General features: G+C 73.7%; 16 protein-coding genes. 11 read left to right on the top strand and 5 right to left on the bottom strand.

The features are described 5' to 3' along the window. Window positions 1-5 precede the first annotated feature (5 nt). A complete protein-coding gene (locus ACRB68_RS14630; protein WP_153533027.1) occupies window positions 6-890 on the bottom strand; it encodes an NUDIX hydrolase in 885 nt (294 codons plus the stop codon). Next, a complete protein-coding gene (locus ACRB68_RS14635) occupies window positions 883-2,967 on the bottom strand; it encodes an RNA degradosome polyphosphate kinase (RefSeq protein WP_153533028.1) in 2,085 nt (694 codons plus the stop codon). The genes ACRB68_RS14630 and ACRB68_RS14635 overlap by 8 nt, the downstream gene beginning before the upstream one ends. A 244-nt stretch (window positions 2,968-3,211) precedes the next feature. Between ACRB68_RS14635 and ACRB68_RS14640 the strand changes: the two genes are divergently transcribed. The 5 genes from ACRB68_RS14640 to ACRB68_RS14660 all read left to right on the top strand — a co-directional run bounded on the left by ACRB68_RS14640 (window position 3,212) and on the right by ACRB68_RS14660 (window position 6,689). Further along, complete coding sequence (locus tag ACRB68_RS14640) at window positions 3,212-3,622, top strand: phage holin family protein (RefSeq protein WP_153533029.1); 411 nt, start codon at window positions 3,212-3,214, stop codon at window positions 3,620-3,622. Continuing rightward, complete coding sequence (locus ACRB68_RS40500; protein ID WP_207709696.1) at window positions 3,619-4,254, top strand: DUF3618 domain-containing protein; 636 nt, start codon at window positions 3,619-3,621, stop codon at window positions 4,252-4,254. Before ACRB68_RS14640 ends, ACRB68_RS40500 begins: the two co-directional genes overlap by 4 nt. 259 nt (window positions 4,255-4,513) lie before the next feature. After that, entirely contained in the window at window positions 4,514-5,938 is a 1,425-nt protein-coding gene (locus tag ACRB68_RS14650) for a pentapeptide repeat-containing protein (RefSeq protein ID WP_153533030.1), read from the top strand. Then, window positions 5,928-6,332: a gamma-glutamylcyclotransferase family protein gene (locus ACRB68_RS14655; RefSeq protein ID WP_153533031.1), complete on the top strand. Its 405-nt coding sequence runs from the start codon at window positions 5,928-5,930 to the stop codon at window positions 6,330-6,332. Before ACRB68_RS14650 ends, ACRB68_RS14655 begins: the two co-directional genes overlap by 11 nt. Window positions 6,333-6,368: 36 nt before the next feature. Beyond that, window positions 6,369-6,689, top strand: a complete 321-nt coding sequence (locus ACRB68_RS14660) for a hypothetical protein (RefSeq protein WP_153533032.1) — start codon at window positions 6,369-6,371, stop codon at window positions 6,687-6,689. 159 nt (window positions 6,690-6,848) lie between these two features. Here ACRB68_RS14660 and ACRB68_RS14665 read toward each other — a convergent pair whose 3' ends face one another. Both ACRB68_RS14665 and ACRB68_RS14670 read right to left on the bottom strand, forming a co-directional pair. Next, window positions 6,849-7,985 (bottom strand): CU044_5270 family protein, encoded by a 1,137-nt coding sequence (locus ACRB68_RS14665; RefSeq protein WP_153533033.1) that lies wholly within the window; start codon window positions 7,983-7,985, stop codon window positions 6,849-6,851. Then, on the bottom strand, window positions 7,982-8,548 hold the full coding sequence (locus ACRB68_RS14670; RefSeq protein ID WP_328594213.1) for an RNA polymerase sigma factor: 567 nt from the start codon (window positions 8,546-8,548) through the stop codon (window positions 7,982-7,984). Before ACRB68_RS14670 ends, ACRB68_RS14665 begins: the two co-directional genes overlap by 4 nt. Before the next feature lie 186 nt (window positions 8,549-8,734). On the opposite strand from ACRB68_RS14670, the gene ACRB68_RS14675 reads away from it, so the two are divergent. The 3 genes from ACRB68_RS14675 to ACRB68_RS14685 are packed head-to-tail and all read left to right on the top strand — an operon-like array spanning window position 8,735 to window position 12,025. Next, window positions 8,735-9,937 (top strand): PP2C family protein-serine/threonine phosphatase, encoded by a 1,203-nt coding sequence (locus ACRB68_RS14675; RefSeq protein ID WP_153533034.1) that lies wholly within the window; start codon window positions 8,735-8,737, stop codon window positions 9,935-9,937. After that, complete coding sequence (locus tag ACRB68_RS14680; protein WP_153533035.1) at window positions 9,934-11,586, top strand: sensor histidine kinase; 1,653 nt, start codon at window positions 9,934-9,936, stop codon at window positions 11,584-11,586. Before ACRB68_RS14675 ends, ACRB68_RS14680 begins: the two co-directional genes overlap by 4 nt. Next, on the top strand, window positions 11,579-12,025 hold the full coding sequence (locus tag ACRB68_RS14685) for a response regulator (protein WP_153533036.1): 447 nt from the start codon (window positions 11,579-11,581) through the stop codon (window positions 12,023-12,025). The genes ACRB68_RS14680 and ACRB68_RS14685 overlap by 8 nt, the downstream gene beginning before the upstream one ends. Before the next feature lie 25 nt (window positions 12,026-12,050). Here the strand turns inward: ACRB68_RS14685 and ACRB68_RS14690 are convergent, their stop codons facing one another. Next, window positions 12,051-13,211 carry a PP2C family protein-serine/threonine phosphatase gene (locus ACRB68_RS14690; RefSeq protein WP_153533037.1) on the bottom strand — a complete coding sequence of 387 codons (1,161 nt, stop codon included), beginning with the start codon at window positions 13,209-13,211 and terminating at the stop codon, window positions 12,051-12,053. A gap of 97 nt (window positions 13,212-13,308) precedes the next feature. Here ACRB68_RS14690 and ACRB68_RS14695 point away from each other — a divergent pair, with 97 nt between their 5' ends. The 3 genes from ACRB68_RS14695 to ACRB68_RS14705 all read left to right on the top strand — a co-directional run bounded on the left by ACRB68_RS14695 (window position 13,309) and on the right by ACRB68_RS14705 (window position 15,690). Next, a complete protein-coding gene (locus ACRB68_RS14695) occupies window positions 13,309-13,788 on the top strand; it encodes a MarR family winged helix-turn-helix transcriptional regulator (RefSeq protein ID WP_153533038.1) in 480 nt (159 codons plus the stop codon). 367 nt (window positions 13,789-14,155) lie between these two features. Next, a complete protein-coding gene (locus ACRB68_RS14700) occupies window positions 14,156-14,950 on the top strand; it encodes a L,D-transpeptidase (protein WP_153533039.1) in 795 nt (264 codons plus the stop codon). Between the two features lie 41 nt (window positions 14,951-14,991). Continuing rightward, window positions 14,992-15,690, top strand: coding sequence for a choice-of-anchor P family protein (locus ACRB68_RS14705; protein ID WP_153533040.1), 699 nt, complete (start codon window positions 14,992-14,994; stop codon window positions 15,688-15,690). Window positions 15,691-15,711 lie beyond the last annotated feature (21 nt).

A 15,711-nucleotide genomic window follows, 5' to 3' on the forward strand; every position in this document is an offset into this window, starting at 1 on the left:
TGTTCTCAGGAACGTGCGTTATGGCGTTCCAGGGAGGCGATGGCGTCCCCGGCCAGGTGCGCCACCCAGAACGCCCCCTTGTCCAGCGCCGGCTCCTCTGGGGGCTTCTCCCCGAAGCGCCGGCACAGGCCGGTGACCAGGTCCGCGACGATCTCGCCGTGCGTGCACACCAACAGCGGCGCCTCGTCCTGCAGCAGCTCGAACAGCCGCCGGCAGGCCTGGTCCGGGCCGCTCTCGCCGACCGTGAACGCGCGCTCGGTGACGACGTCCGCGCCGGTCAGCCGCACGTACGGCAGCACGGTCTCCACGCAGCGCGCGGTGGCCGACGCCATCGGCCGCGCGGGCCCGAACGCCCGCAGCACAGGGGCCAGCGCGGCGGCGTCGGCGCGGCCGCCGGCGTCCAGCGGGCGCAGCTCGTCGGGCTCGCGCCACGCGCGCTTCTCGCCGGCGTCGGCGTGCCGCAGGATGACCAGCGGCCGGGTCCGCAGCGGCCCGGCGGCGAACGCGTGCAGCAGGTCCACGTCGCCCGAGTGCGTCAGCCGCCGCTCGGCGTCCTCATGCGACAGCCACTCCAGCCGGTCGACCTCGTCGTTCGGCACGAACTCCGGGACGGCCGCGGCGGCGGCGCGCGCCGCCCAGTAGTCGACGCGCTTGGCCCGGCCGCCCTTCAGGTAGGTGCTGGTGGGCAGCCGCCGCCCGAGCCGCGGCACGATGCCGGTCTCCTCGGTCACCTCGCGGACGGCGGCGCGCAGCACGTGCTCGCCCTTGTCCAGCTTGCCCTTCGGGAACGACCAGTCGTCGTAGCGGGGCCGGTGCACGAGCGCGACCTGCAGGCCGTACTCGCCGTCGCGCCACAGCACCGCGCCGGCCGCGCGGACGGGCTCATCCATCGACGGTCCTCCAGCGCCTGCTCTTGACCAGGTGGGTCTGGATGTCCAGCAGCGGCTCGCCGTCCGGCGCGGTCCGCCGCGTCCAGGTGCCGTCGCCCTCCAGCCACCAGGAGCAGGTGCCGTCGTCCATGGCCAGGTCCATCAGGCCGAGCAGGGAGTCGCGCTGGACCCGGTCGGCGATGGTGACGAGCGCCTCCACCCGCCGGTCCAGGTTGCGGTGCATCAGGTCGGCGCTGCCGATCCACACCTCGGCCTCGCCGCCGTTGTCGTAGGCGAACACCCGCGAGTGCTCCAGGAACCGGCCGAGGACGCTGCGCACCCGGATCGTCTCCGACAGGCCCGGCACGCCCGGCCGCAGCGCGCAGATCCCGCGCACCCAGATGTCGACCGGCACGCCCTCCTGCGACGCCCGGTACAGCGCGTCGATGACGACCTCGTCGACCAGCGAGTTGCACTTGATGCGGATGCGCGCCGGGCGGCCCTCCCGGTGGTGCTCGACCTCCCGCTCGATCCGCTGCACCAGCCCCGAGCGCAGGCTCTGCGGCGCGACCAGCAGCCGCTTGTAGCCCGACTGGCGGGAGTAGCCGGTGAGGTGGTTGAACAGCGCGCTGACGTCCTCGCCGACCGCGGGGTCGACGGTGAGCAGCCCGATGTCCTCGTACAGCCGCGCGGTCTTGGGGTGGTAGTTGCCGGTGCCGATGTGGCAGTAGCGGCGCAGCACCCCGTCGGTGTCCTGGCGGACGACCATGGCGAGCTTGCAGTGCGTCTTCAGCCCGACGAACCCGTACACCACGTGGCAGCCGGCCTGCTCCAGCTTGCGCGCCCAGGCGATGTTGGCGCGCTCGTCGAAGCGGGCCTTCAGCTCCACCACGACCACGACCTGCTTGCCGGCCTCGGCGGCGTCGATCAGCGCGTCCACGATCGGGGAGTCGCCGCTGGTCCGGTAGAGCGTCTGCTTGATCGCCAGCACGTGCGGGTCGGCGGCGGCGTCCTCGATGAGCCGCTGCACCGTGGTGGTGAAGGAGTCGTAGGGGTGGTGCAGGAACACGTCCCGGTTGCGGATCGCGGCGAAGATGCTGCCGTCGGTCGGGACCGCCTCCTTGGACGGCACGAACGGCGGGTACTTCAGCTCCGGCCGGTCCAGGTCGGCGATCGCGGCCAGTCCGGCCAGGTCCAGCGGGCCCGGCACCCGGTAGATCTGCCCCTCGTCGATGGCCAGCTCGGCGGTGAGCAGCTCCAGCACCGCCGGGGAGATCGACTCCTCCACCTCCAGGCGGACGACGGGGCCGAACCGGCGGCGCAGCAGCTCGCGCTCCAGCGCCTGCAGCAGGCCCTCGCTGATGTCGTCGTCGATCTCCAGGTCCTGGTTGCGGGTGACCCGGAACGCGTGGTGCTCGACGACCTCCATGCCGACGAACAGCTGGCCGAGGTGCGCGGCGATGACGTCCTCGAGCGGGGTGAACCGGTCCGGGGAGGCCTCGAAGAAGCGCGGCAGCACCGGCGGGACCTTGACCCGGGCGAACATGGTCGCCTCGGTCTCGGGGTCGCGCACGATCACCGCCAGGTTCAGCGACAGCCCGGAGATGTAGGGGAAGGGGTGCGCCGAGTCGACGACCAGCGGCGTGAGCACGGGGTATATCCGCTCGCGGAACACCCGGCGCAGCCGCTCGCGCTCGGTCTCGGCCAGGTCCTCCCAGCGCAGGATGTGCACGCCCTCCTTGCCGAGGGCGGGGCAGACCTCGTCGCGGAAGCACGCGGCGTGCCGCAGCATCAGCTCGTGCGCGACGGCCGCGGTGCGCTCCAGCACCTCGCGGGGCTGGCGGCCGCTCGCGGACTGGACGGCGAGGCCGGTGGCCATCCGGCGGGCCAGGCCCGCCACCCGGACCATGAAGAACTCGTCCAGGTTGCTGGCGAAGATCGACAGGAACCTGGCCCGTTCCAGCAGCGGCAGGCCGGGGTCCTCGGCCAGTTCCAGGACACGCTGGTTGAAGCGGAGCCAGCTCTCCTCGCGGTCGAGGAAGCGGTCTTCGGGCAGCGGCTCCGCATCGTGAGTGAAATGTCCTGGATTGACGGTCATAAGGCAATCTTTCCCGCGCAAGGTGAACAGCAGTCGAACGGGCATGTTCCGGCCAGGTATCCGATGCTCCGATCATGCCCCCGGTTCCCGGAGATCACTCGGGAAAACGGACCTTCCCGCACCGTGCGCCACGTGACGTACCCCTCATAACGGACCAGCGCGCGCTGGCCGTACCCATAACCGAACGGGCTGTTAGCAAGCCCCATCCGGGGGTAGATCCTGCGTCCAGCACAGGGAGGACGCGATGACCGAACGACATCAAGCAGACCTTGCCGGACTGCCGACGTCCGAGCTCGTCAAGACGCTCAGCGAGCAGAGCGCGACCCTCGTGCGCGAGGAGCTGCGGCTCGCCCAGCTGGAACTGAAGGCCAAGGGCAACCGCGCCGCGCAGGGCGCCAAGATGTTCGGCGGCGCCGGCGTCACCGCCCTGTACGGCGGCGGCGCCCTGGTCGCCACGATCATCCTGGCACTGGCGGTGGTGCTGCCCGGCTGGGCCGCCGCGCTCATCGTGACGGTCGTGCTGTTCGCGATCGCGGGCCTGCTGGCCCAGCGCGGCAAGAAGCAGATGGGCATGGCCACCCCGGCCAAGCCCGAGCACACCACCGAGAGCGTCCGGGCGGACGTCCAGGAGATCAAGAACAGGGGGCACCGGTGAGCGACGACGCCGAGCAGGAGCTGCGCGCGCAGCAGGCGCGGATCGAGCAGGCGCGGGAGGAGCTCGGCGAGACCGTCGAGGAGCTGACGGCGCGTGCCGACGTCAAGGGGCGCGCCAAGGACAAGGCCGAGGAGGTGAAGGCGCAGGCGCAGGAGAAGGCCGGGGAGGTCAAGGCCCAGGCCCAGGAGAAGGCCGAGGAGGTCAAGGCCCAGGCCCAGGAGAAGGCCGGCGCGCTGAAGGACAAGGCGGGCGAGCTGAAGGACCGGGCGCGCGAGAAGGCCCCCGACCCGGTCGTGCACGCCGCCGAGGAGGCGGGCCGCCGGCCGAAGCCGGTCGCGGCCGCGATGGCGGGCGCCGTCGTGGCGATCGTGCTGATCCGCACCTGGCGGAACCGCCGCGCGAACCGCTCCCCGGGGGCCAAGGCCGCCGACTACGGCCGCGCCGCGGGCCGCCGCGCCCGCGTCAAGGCCGCCAAGGCGAGCCGGAAGGCCCACCGCAAGGCCGGCGACCAGGCGGCCAAGGCGAGCCTGCTGGCCGGGCGCAAGGCCGACCAGATGAGCCGGCGGGCAGGCCGCAAGGCCCGCCGCACCGCCCTGAAGACCGCCGCCAAGGCCAAGATCGAGTCCAGGTGATCCGCTAAGCCCCGCAACCGCACGAGCACCCGGTCCGCCCGCCGCACCGCCGGACGGCGGTGCGGCCGTGCCGCCCTCCCCCGGCGCCGCCAAGGGCGGGCCGCCGACCTGTCCGCGTGGACAGATTCCTCCGTCGCGGGACAACGGATGGAATCTGGGCATTCCCTCGCCCTGCGCAGGCGGGTAAACCGGAGCCGTGACCTCTCATGAGTCTCTTCGGGTCCCGCCCGCTGCGGTGGGACGGCCACTTTGTGCGGCTGTGTACGGGTGCAGCGGTCGTGCCGCCGATCCGTTCGAGGCCTGTGCCGCGCATCTGACGCCGCTGCAGCTGCGGCGGTTCGCCGCGGGGCTGGGGCCGGGCGCGGATCTGGATCTGCGGGGCGTGACCGTCGCGCCCGGCCTGCTGGCCTCGCTCTTGGAGGCCGTCACCGGCCCCGACGGGCGGGCGCGGCTCGGGCGGTGCCGGTTCGAGGGAGCGCTGCTGCCCGCGCAGGTGTCGTTCGCCAGGACCTGTTTCGAGCGCGACTGCTCCTTCGACGGGGCGGCCTTCGTCGGTGGCGTCTCCTTCTTCGACGCCCGGTTCGGCGGGCACGTCTCGTTCCGGGGCACCCGGTTCGCGGGCAACGCCACCTTCCATGGCGCCTCCTTCGGGCGGCACGCCTCGTTCGAGGAGGCGGTGTTCGGCGGCGACGCGCTGTTCGGCGAGACCGCCTGGGGAGCGGGCGCGGTGTTCGACCGCGCGGTGTTCCTGGAGGCGGTGGCCTTCGACAAGGCCCGGTTCGGCCAGGACGCGATGATGCGGGCGGCCTGCTTCGGCGGCGCCTACTCCTTCCGGCGGGTGCAGGTGGGGCGGCACGCCCGCTTCGAGCGCGCGCGCTTCCGGCATGGCCTGCGGCTCGGGCCGATGGCCGCGGCCGGGCGGATCGACCTGGCCGACGTCACCGTCCACGGCGACCTGCACGTGCACGCCGCCGTCCGGCGGATCACCGCGCGGGGCCTCACCGTGCACGGGTCCGGCGAGTTCCGGCTCCGGCACACCGAACTCGACCTGGAGGGCGCGGCGTTCGAGGGGGAGCTGGCCGTCCGGTCGCTGGCGCAGCCGCTGACCGGGGTCACCGAACCCGACGACCCGGACGGGCCGCGGGCCCGGCTCGCCTCGCTGCGCGGGGTGTCGGCCCGCGACGTCGTGCTCACCGACGTCGATCTCACCCGCTGCCGCTTCGCCGGCCTGCGCGGCCCGGACGACCCCGCGTCCGGTGGCCTGCGTCTCAGCGGGCACTGCGCGTTCGGCACCGTCCGGCCGCGCTGGCACCGGCACGGCCACGCCGTGCTCGCCGAGGACCCGGCGGCGGCCGGCGGGCTGAGCGACGAGCGGCTCGCCGTCCTGTACGGGCGGCTCGCCCGCGCGGCGGCGGGCTCCGACGGCCGGCTGGCCCGTGACTTCCGCTACAGCGCGCTGGAGATGCGCCGCCGCACCGAGCCCGGCAGGTGGCGCCGCTGGCTGCTGCACGCACTCTGGCTGACCTGCGGTTATGGGCTGCGGGCCGGGCGCGGCGTCGTCGTGGTGGGCGTGCTCGTGGCGCTGGCGTGCTGCGTGGTGTCGCTGGCGCGGCACGGCGGCCACCAGACCTCGGCGCACTCGCGCCCGGCCGCGCCTTCTACGCTGCCCGTCCATGAGCGATGACGATGGCCTGTTCGTCTACGGGACCCTGCGGTTCCCCGAGGTCCTGCACGTCCTGCTCGGCCGCGTCCCGGACCTGGCGCCCGCCCGCGCGGCCGGGTGGCGGGTGCGGGCGCTGCCCGGCGTCGTCTACCCGGGCCTGGTCGCCGATCCCGCCGCCACCGCCGACGGAATGCTGATCACCGGTCTGGACGAAGCGGAAAAGCGGCTGCTCGACGCCTATGAAGACGATCTTTATGAGATCGCGGTGCTGCCCCTGGACGGCGGCCGGCGCGGCCGCGCCTATATCTGGAAGGGCACGGCCGAAGACACCGACTGGGACCCGGTCCGGTTCGCCGATCACGAACTGATCTCCTACGTCGAGACCTGCCGCGGCTGGCGCCTCGGCCACCGCTGAGACTTTTTTGTCAGACCCCCGGGTAATGATGAGGGCATGAGCAGAGAAACCCATTCCGGGTTGCAGTGCCCGCACTGCCGAACGCATCTCGCGCTCGTCCCCGCGCCCGGAAGCCCGGACCCGGCGGCGCCACCGCCGGCGGGCATCGTCATCCCTCCGCCCATCCTCGTCCGCGAGGAATACACGCCGCCGCCCGTCGCCGAGGTCCTGGCCGTCTACGCAGGGCGTTCGGTCGACAGCACCACCGCCGCGCGCGGCGCCGCGCGCGTCCGGGAAAGCATGAACCGCGCCCGCAATGCCGCCACCCAGCGCCGCTCCGCCCAAAAGGCGGCGCGCCGGACTTCCAAGAGCGCCTAGTGCCGATCACCGTTTGATCAATCCGGCCGGGCCGCGGGCCGCGCCCGGCATCGTTCGACCGTCCGATCAACAGAACCGATCAACGGCGAGCGGCTCCCGCCCAAAGGGCCGGGAGCCGCCGGTTCCATCGCCATTGCCGCCCGGCGAATGCCGCGCCGGTTATCCGCGCGGCACGCTGTTCGTCCATTCCGTCGTGACCAGAGCCACCGAACTCAGCACGGTGCCCGGCGCCAGGCCCGGATAGGCCTTGGACGCCCTGACCAGCACGGTCTGCGAACCGAGCGCGTTCCCGCTCGCCGGATCGAGGATCAGGCGCCGCTGGGTGGCGCCGCCGTTCTCGTCGGCCATCGCCACCGCGGTGCCGCGCCGCCCCTGCGCGTCGGTGACCTGAGGGATCGCCCGCACGCCGGGCAGGCCCGCCAGCAGCCGGAACGCCGCGCCGCGCGTCTTCGCCCGCACCGGCAGGTCGGTGACCAGGCTCCCGGCGACCGTGAACAGCCACCGCTCGGCCGACATCGGCACGCCCGCCGCCTCGGTGTCGTGCCCCTTGTAGTCGCGCAGCAGCACGGCCTTCAGCCGCCCGGCGTCGGCGGGCAGCGCGAGCAGCTCCTTCACCGTGACGTTGCGGCCGATCCAGAACAGCTTGCCGCCCTTGGCCGGCGGAACGCGCTGCGACTCGGCGGGGCTCGGCCCGGTGGGCAGCTCCGCCTTCTTCACGTTCGGGTTACCAGGGGCGACGGGGAAGCGCACCTCGACCTTGCGGGGCGCGCCCGCCTGCTTCCAGGCGTCGGCGGCGGCCGGGGTCGCGGGCTGCACGCCGAGGTCCTGGCTCCGGCTCCAGCCCGGTTCGGTCGGCGAGACCGGGACCCAGCCCTCGTCGGTGTCACGGACCACGACGACGAAGTCCTGCCCGTTCGTGGACGCCTGCACCCGGCCGGCGCTGACCGTCTTGGTGTGCCAGTAGGCGCCGCGCTCGTCGGGCCGCGTCTCCAGCTTGTGCGCCGCCGCGAGCAGCAGGGACGGCGCGTTGAGCGCCGGCCCGCCGGGCTCGGGGGTCCGCTGCGGGCCGTCGCCGCCGCCGGCCAGCGTCGCCGCGCCCACGGCCACGGCCGCCGCGGCGGCCACCGCGCCGAGCCCCCAGGCCGGACGGATCCGGCGCCGCTCCGCCTTCGCCGGCTCGTGCGTGGCCAGCATGGCCCGCGCCAGCTCGGCCTGCCGGGTGCCGGCGTCCACCGGCGCGGCCGGGTCCAGCCCCGCCGGCCGGGCCTCGGCCAGCGTCCTCAGCACGTCCTTCATGACAGCTCCTCTCTGATGGTCGTGACCTGTGCGCGGGCCCGTCCCGGCGGCCGTGCCGGGTCCGGGCGCGGCGCGTCGTCCAGGGCGCGCTGCAGGCGGCGGCGCGCCCGGTGCAGCCGGACGCGCAGCGTCGCGGGCGAGCAGCCGACGACGCGGGCGGCGTCGCGCGGCCCGAGCCCCTGCCAGGCGACCAGGATCAAGATCTCCCGGTCGGCCTCCGGCAGCCCCGCCAGCGCGCGCAGCACCGCGTGCCGCTCGGCGACCTGCTCGGCGACGTCGCCGTCCGCCGCCGGGATCCAGTGCCGCAGCTCTGCCTGGAAGGACTCGCGCCGGACCTCGCTGCGGTACCGGTCGCGCAGGACGTTGCGGGCGACGCCGAGCAGCCACGGCAGCGGCGGCTCGGGCACCGCGTCCAGCCGCCGCCACGCGACCATGAAGGTCTCGCTCACCACCTCGTCGGCGAGCTGCCGGCCGCCGCGCGCGGCCGCGTAGGACCACACGCTCTGCCGGCACTCGTCGTAGATGGTGGTGAAGCGTCTTTCGTCGGGGGCCTGGTCTGCCACCGTGTGCTCCTCCGTCCCCGCTGGTGTGTTCCGTCACCAGGAAGTGGCGCGGCCGGGCGCATCGTTACCGGGGCCGGAAAAACCCGCCGGCACCCGTCCATCAGCTTCCCTGAACTAATCTTTGCTCTATGACAAGTTGCTGGAGCCCGTTCGCCCGGTGGCGGCGACCATGAGAGCGTGTCGGGTATGACCGCGACTCAAAGCCGCGGCCGCGAAGGGCTCCTGGAGGCCGGGGACTGCCTGCGCCTCCTCCTCGTCGAGGACGATCCGGGGGACGCGTTCCTCTTCGAGGAGTTGCTCACCGAGTCCGAACCCGACGTCGAGATCGCGGTCGCGCGCACCCTGGCCGAGGCGCTCGGCGCGCTGACCCCCGCCGTCCAGTGCGTCATCGTCGACCTTTCGCTGCCCGACGCGCACGGCCTGGCCGCGCTGCGCCAGGTGATCGCGCACGCCCCCGACACCGCGGTGCTGGTGCTGACCGGCCTGAACGACGCGCACGTCGGCGTCGCGTCGGTCGCCGCCGGCGCCCAGGACTACCTGGTCAAGCAGGACGTCGACGGCGCGCTGCTCACCCGCGCCATCCGCTACGCCATCGAGCGCAAACGCGCCGACGAGTCGGAGAAGCAGCTGGTCGAGGCCCGCGCGGTGAGCCGGGAGAACGCCCGGATGGAACGCGGCCTGCTGCCCGTCCCGATCCTGCGCGACCCCTCCCTCGGCCATCTCGCCCGCTACCGGCCGGGCCGGGCGCGCGCGCTGCTCGGCGGCGACTTCTACGACACGGTGCAGACCGATGACGGCGTCGTGCACGGCGTCATCGGCGACGTCAGCGGGCACGGCGCCGACGAGGCGTCGCTCGGCGTGCGGCTGCGCATGGCGTGGCGGACGCTGGTGCTGGCCGGGCGCACCGGCGGCCGGCTGCTGGAGACGCTCGACACCGTGCTGCACCACGAACGCTGGAGCGAAGAGATCTTCACCACCCTGTGCATGTTCGAACTGCCACCGGACCGCCGCAGCGCGCGCGTCTGGCGGGCCGGGCACCCCCGGCCGCTGCTGTTCGACCGCGACGGCGTCACCGCCATCCCCGACGACGCGTGCGGGCCCGCGCTCGGCCTGCTGCCGGGCCTGGAGTGGCCCGCCACCGACCTGGAGCTCGGCGACGACTGGGCGCTGATGCTCTACACCGACGGCCTCATCGAGGGGCAGATCGGCGAGGGCAACGAGCGGCTGGACCTGTCGGGCCTGCTGGTGCTGGCCAAGGAGGCCTGGCAGCGCGGCGAGCACGGCGCCCCGCTGGTCGACGGGCTCATGGCCGAGGCCGAGCGGCTGAACGGCGACGTGCTCTCCGACGACCTCGCCGTCCTGCTGCTGAGCCGAGGAGACCTGCGATGAGCATCGACCAGCACGAGACCACCGGCGCGCCCGAGCAGGACGCGCCGGGCCCCCTCACCGCTCCCCCCGTGGTGCTGCGCGCGGACGAGGTGCCGCCCGCCCGCGGCATGGCCCGGGTGCGGCTGCGCACGCTCTACCGGATCGGCGGCCTGCTGCTCGGACTGCTGGTCCTGATCAGCGCCCTGCAGGCCGGCGTCGCGCTGCACGGCAGCGACGCCGCCCGGCGGGAGCTGATCGAGCACGTCGACCCGGCGGCGCTCGGGCAGTACCAGCTGAGCACCGCCGTCGGCCGCCAGGACAGCGCGGTCCGCGGCTACGCCACCTCCGGCGGGGGCGGGCTGCTGGACGACTACCGGCGGGCGATCGCCGACGAGGCCGCCGCCGAGGCGACGATGCGGCGGCGGCTGGCCGGTGTGCACGGCGCCGGCCCGACCCTGCAGCGCCTGGAGGAGGTGCGCCGCGCCAGCGCCGCCTGGCGGGCCGGGTTCGCCGACCCGATCGCCTCAGGGGCGGCCGACAAGGGCGTCTCGAACTCCGCCGAGACCAACGCGCACGACCTGTTCGTCAAGTTCCGCGCCGCCGTCGCCGCGCTGCAGGCCGAACTGACCGCCCTGCACGGCAAGGTCGCCGGGCACCTGAAGGAGCGCGCGACCATCACCACCTGGTCGGTCGGCATCGCGCTCGCCACGGTGCTGCTGGCCGCGCTGCTGCTCGCGCTGCTGATCAGCCGGACCGTGCTGCGGCCGGTGTCGTCGCTGACCGCCAACGTCCGCGCCGTGTCGCAGGGCGACTTCACGCACCCGCTGGACATCAGCGGCCCCGAGGAGATCGCCGAACTGGCCGTCATCATCGACGCGATGCGGCACCGCATCCTGGACGAGTGGCGCGTGTCCTCCGAAGCGCGCGCGCTGCTGGACGAGCAGACCGCCGAGCTGCGCCGCTCCAACGCCGAACTGGAGCAGTTCGCCTACGTCGCCAGCCACGACCTGCAAGAGCCGCTGCGCAAGGTCGCCTCGTTCTGCCAGATGATCGAGCGCCGCTACGGCGACCAGCTCGATGAGCGGGGCCGCCAGTACATCCAGTTCGCGGTGGACGGCGCCAAGCGCATGCAGTCGCTCATCAACGACCTGCTCAGCTTCTCCCGCGTCGGCCGGATGACCAGCCCCGAGCCCGCCGTCGACCTCGGCGCCGTCGCCGAGCGGGCGGTGGACAACCTGTCGGCGCTGCGCGAGGAGACCGGCGCCGAGGTGACCGTCGGGGACCTGCCGACGCTGCCGGGCGACCGCACCCAGCTCGGCCAGCTCTTCCAGAACCTGGTCGGCAACGCGATCAAGTTCCGCCGCCCGGGCGTGCCGCCCGAGGTGCGCGTCACCGCCGAGCTCCGCGACGACGGGATGTGGGAGTTCGCCTGCGCCGACAACGGCATCGGCATCGAGCCGCGCTACGCCGACCGGATCTTCCTGATCTTCCAGCGGCTGCACCCGCGCGAGGAGTACACCGGGACCGGGATCGGGCTGGCGCTCTGCAAGAAGATCGTGGAGTATCACGGCGGCGAGATCTGGCTGGGCGAGGGGGACCCGGACCGGCCGGGCACGACCATCCGATGGACCATGCCCGCGGGGGCGAAGGAGACGAACGACGATGAGTGACCCACTGCAGTCCGGCCGCCCGATCGAGGTCCTGCTGGTCGAGGACGACCCCGGCGACGTGCTGCTCACCACCGAGGCGTTCGAGCACAACAAGGTCAAGAACAACCTGCACGTGGTCAACGACGGCGAGCAGGCGATCGCGTTCCTGCGGCACGAGGAGCCCTACGCCGGCTCGCCGCGGCCGGACCTGATCCTGCTCGACCTCAACCTGCCCCGCAAGGACGGCCGGGAGGTGCTGGAGGAGGTCAAGGCCGACGCCGGGCTGCGCAGCATCCCGGTCGTGGTGCTGACCACCTCCGAGGCCGACGAGGACATACTGCGCAGCTACCACCTGCACGCCAACGCCTACGTGACCAAGCCGGTCGACTTCGACCAGTTCATCAGGGTGGTCCGGCAGATCGACGACTTCTTCGTCACGGTCGTCAAGCTGCCCCGCTGATCCCCGGGCCTCCCGGCGGGGCCCCTCAGCCGGCGGACGTCTTGCCCGTCCAGTCCAGGCAGACGACCACCGCGTCGTCGGCCGGCTCGGCGCCGCCGTGGTACTCCAGGAAGTGCCGGATGAACGTGCGCACCGCCTCGGGCGGGTTCTGCAGCCGGGTCTCGCGGATCGCCTGCATCAGCGCCACCGTCCCGTACAGCTCGCCGGAGTCCGACGCGGCGGCGTGCACGCCGTCGCTGACGATGATCAGCCGGTCGCCGGGCTCCACCGCGAACTCCTCGGCGCTGTAGTGCGAGTCGCCGAACATGCCGAGCGGCAGCTGCGCGTCGAAGTCCAGCGCCTCGGTGGTGTTGCCGCGCAGCCGGAAGGCCTTCGGCGACCCGGCGTCCACGACCCGCGCCCGGCCGGTGACCAGGTCGAAGTCGAGCAGCAGCGTGGACAGGTACCGGTCGCCGCGGTGGTGGGCGTACAGCGTCTGGTCGGCCAGCGCGGCCTGCTCGGCCAGGCCCGCGCCCGAGCGGCGGGCGTTGCGCAGCGCGCTGATCGCCAGGTGGGTGAGCGCGGCGGCCGCGGTGCCCGACCCCATCCCGTTGGTGATCGTCAGCGTGAGGTGGCGCTCGGACACCGACCAGTCGAAGTTGTCGCCCCACACCGCGTAGGCCGGCTCCAGGTGCCCGGCCAGGTGGAACTCGCCGGTGCTGCAGGCCCGGCCGGGCAGCAGCTCCCACTGCATCTCGGCGGCCAGCGTCAGCCGGGACCGCCGCCGGATCCGGCGGTACAGGTCGGTGTGGGCGTCGGCGAGCTTCAGCGCGCGCGCCAGCACCGTCGCGATCAGCGCGAGCCGGGTCCGCGGCTCCCCGGCGGCGTCCCCGGGCAGCGTGACCGACAGCACCCCGAGCCGGTCGCCGTGCACGCTCAGCGGCAGGTGCAGCGTGTGCTCGTCCTCGGGGTCGGCGATGATCTGCTGCGCGGCGAACGCGTGGCCGGGCGCGGTGTTGTCGACGGCGACGTCGGGCTCGTCCTCCCGGACCGGGATCAGCCGCGACTGCCGGTAGTCGGCGAGCAGGATCCGCACCGCGGTCGCACCGGTGCACGCCTTGACGGCGTTGACGGCGACGTCCGGCAGCTCGTGCGGCTGCGCGCTCCAGATGGCATGCTCAAGGTCATGCGCTCCCGTGTCCTGCATGATTCCTCGTCATAGTGGTAGTGCCGCCCGGGACCGCCCCGGCCGAGCCGGGGTGGGTGAGATGCCAGGGCCGACGCAGTATGTAACAGTGGGGGGCATGGTCGCTATGCCGGGTGAGGACGCCGCGGAACAGGCGGCCGCCCTCGATCGGGCCGCGAACAGCCTGATGAACGTGTGGTCGCGGGCGCACAACGCGCCCGACGTGCCGGTTCCGGCCACCCAGCTGCGGGCCCTGCTCGTGCTGGAACGCGGCCCCGTCAACGTCAGCGCGCTCGCCGCCGAGCTCGGCGCCCTGGTGTCGTCGGCGAGCCGGCTCTGCGACCGGCTGGAGGCGGCCGGGCTGCTGCTCCGCGACAGCGGCGGCGGCGACCGGCGCGAGGTGACCGTCCGGCTCACCGCCGAGGGGCGCGGGCTGCTGGAGCGGATCCGGCTGCGGCGGCGCGAGGAGCTGTCGCGGGTGCTGGCGGCCATGTCGGCCCCGGCCCTGCAGGCGCTGCTGTGGGGGCTGGCGCAGTTCCAGGAGGCCGCGTCGGCCAAGCCCGTGGAACCGGACGACTCGTTCTCGCTGCCCGCCTGATCCCGCCCGCGGCCGGTCGCTCGGCCCCATCACCGGCTCCTGTCCGCGCGGTCGTGCGCTGAGCGGAGAATACAGCGGCGGCGGCGCACTCTGAACGCCCGAATCCATAACGAACGCGCAGCATTCCCTGGAAAACCGGCCGACGGTCCCCATGGAACGCTCCACGCGGCAGTAGTGGCCGACAATTCGGGAATTGCCCGACCTATCCGCTGATCATTTTCGTGCGGGCCGGGTAAATTCCCTTCCCGCTTTTCAGAGCCTTGAACATGCCTGAGCGGATACGGCTAGCATCCGGCGAGATGGCGACCACGACCACCTTTCCCGAAGTCGCCAGGAAATGGACCCGACGCCTCCTGGAGGCCCTCGAATGATCGAACGCCGTACCCTGCTCGGCGGCGCGCTGCTGCCGGCGGCCGCCGCGCTCCTGCTCGGCGGCTGCGGCGGCGGCGACCCCGCCGGCCGCGGCGCGGCCGGCGGGGCCCCGGCGGACAACGGCGGGGCGTTCCAGGCGACCGAGAGCACCACCTACACCCGGGTGCCCGCCGCCCCGGCCGACACCCGGACCGGCGGCGACACCAAGGGCATGGTGGTGCACCCGGACACGCCGGTGCCGGTCCTGGACCGTCCCGGCGGCAAGCCGGTCGCCACGCTGCCCGCCCGCCAGCTCGGCGGGCCGACCTGGGTGCCGGTGGTGGAGACCTCGGGCGACTGGCTGCGCGTGCTGCTGCCGAGCCGGCCGAACGGGTCGAGCGGCTGGATCTCCGGCCGCGGCCAGGGGCTGCGCACCGCGCGCTCCCCCTACGCCGTCCGGGTCGACCTGTCCGAACGGCGCCTCACCCTGCTGAAGTCCGGGCGCAAGACCGGCTCCTGGACGGTGGCGGTGGGCGCGCCGAAGACCCCGACGCCGAGCGGCCGCACGTTCGTGCTGGCGGTGCTGGAACCGGCCAAGCGCACCCCCAGCCCGCTGGTGCTGCCGCTCGGTGCGCACTCGGCGTCGCTGGACTCCTTCGGCGGCGGGCCGGGCACCGTGGCCTTCCACGCGTGGCCGGACCGCTCGGTCTTCGGCAAGGCCGTCACGCACGGCTGCGTGCGGGTCCCGGACAAGGCGCTGCGCGCGCTGTCGGCCGTCCCGCTCGGAACCCTCGTAAACATCACCGGCTGATCTCCACGTCGGCCGTCCTGAACGTGAATCGGAGACGATCCATGCGCCATATCAAGTTCGCCCAGACGGGCCTGCTCGCCGTCGCGCTCGGCCTGACCATGGCCGCGCCCGCCGCCGCCTCGCCCGCCGCGGGCTCGGACGCGGGCAGCGGCTCGGCGTTCGGTCTCGCCGGCGCCGGCCCGGTGCCGGTCGCGCCGCTGCCCGCGGTGTCGTCCGCCGGCGACGTGGTCAGCCGCACCCTGCTGCGCGAGAACCGCACCCAGTACGTCAACGCCGGGGCGCTGGACGTCAAGGCCGCCCGGGAGCAGGCGCACTCTCATGTCGCCGACCTCACCGTCCCCCTCGCCGGGCTGCAGGCCGAGTCCGTCAGCGCGACCTGCCGGCAGGGGCAGGGCGCGGCGCACCTGACGCAGGCCGTCGTCGCGGGCAAGCGGCTGGACTCCTCCCCGCCGCCGAACACCACCATCCCGGTCAAGGTGGACGGCGTCGGCAACGCCGACCTGGTGCTGAACAAGCAGGAGCGGATGCGCGACGGGCGGCTGAACGTCACCGCCGTCGCGCTGGACCTGCCGGTCAACGGCAAGACCGAGTCGCTGCGCGTCGCGTCGGCGACCTGCGGGAAGCGGCGGCCGGCGCACCACGCCAAGCCGCCCGCGCACCACGCCAAGCCGCCGGTGCGGCCGGCCGGCGAGGCGCCGAAGCCGACTCCGGTGAAGGGCGACCTGCCCGTCACGGGCTGACCGCGGCGCAGGCCCGGGCCC

This window comes from Actinomadura macrotermitis (genome assembly GCF_009604375.1).
Lineage (GTDB): Bacteria > Actinomycetota > Actinomycetes > Streptosporangiales > Streptosporangiaceae > Spirillospora > Spirillospora macrotermitis.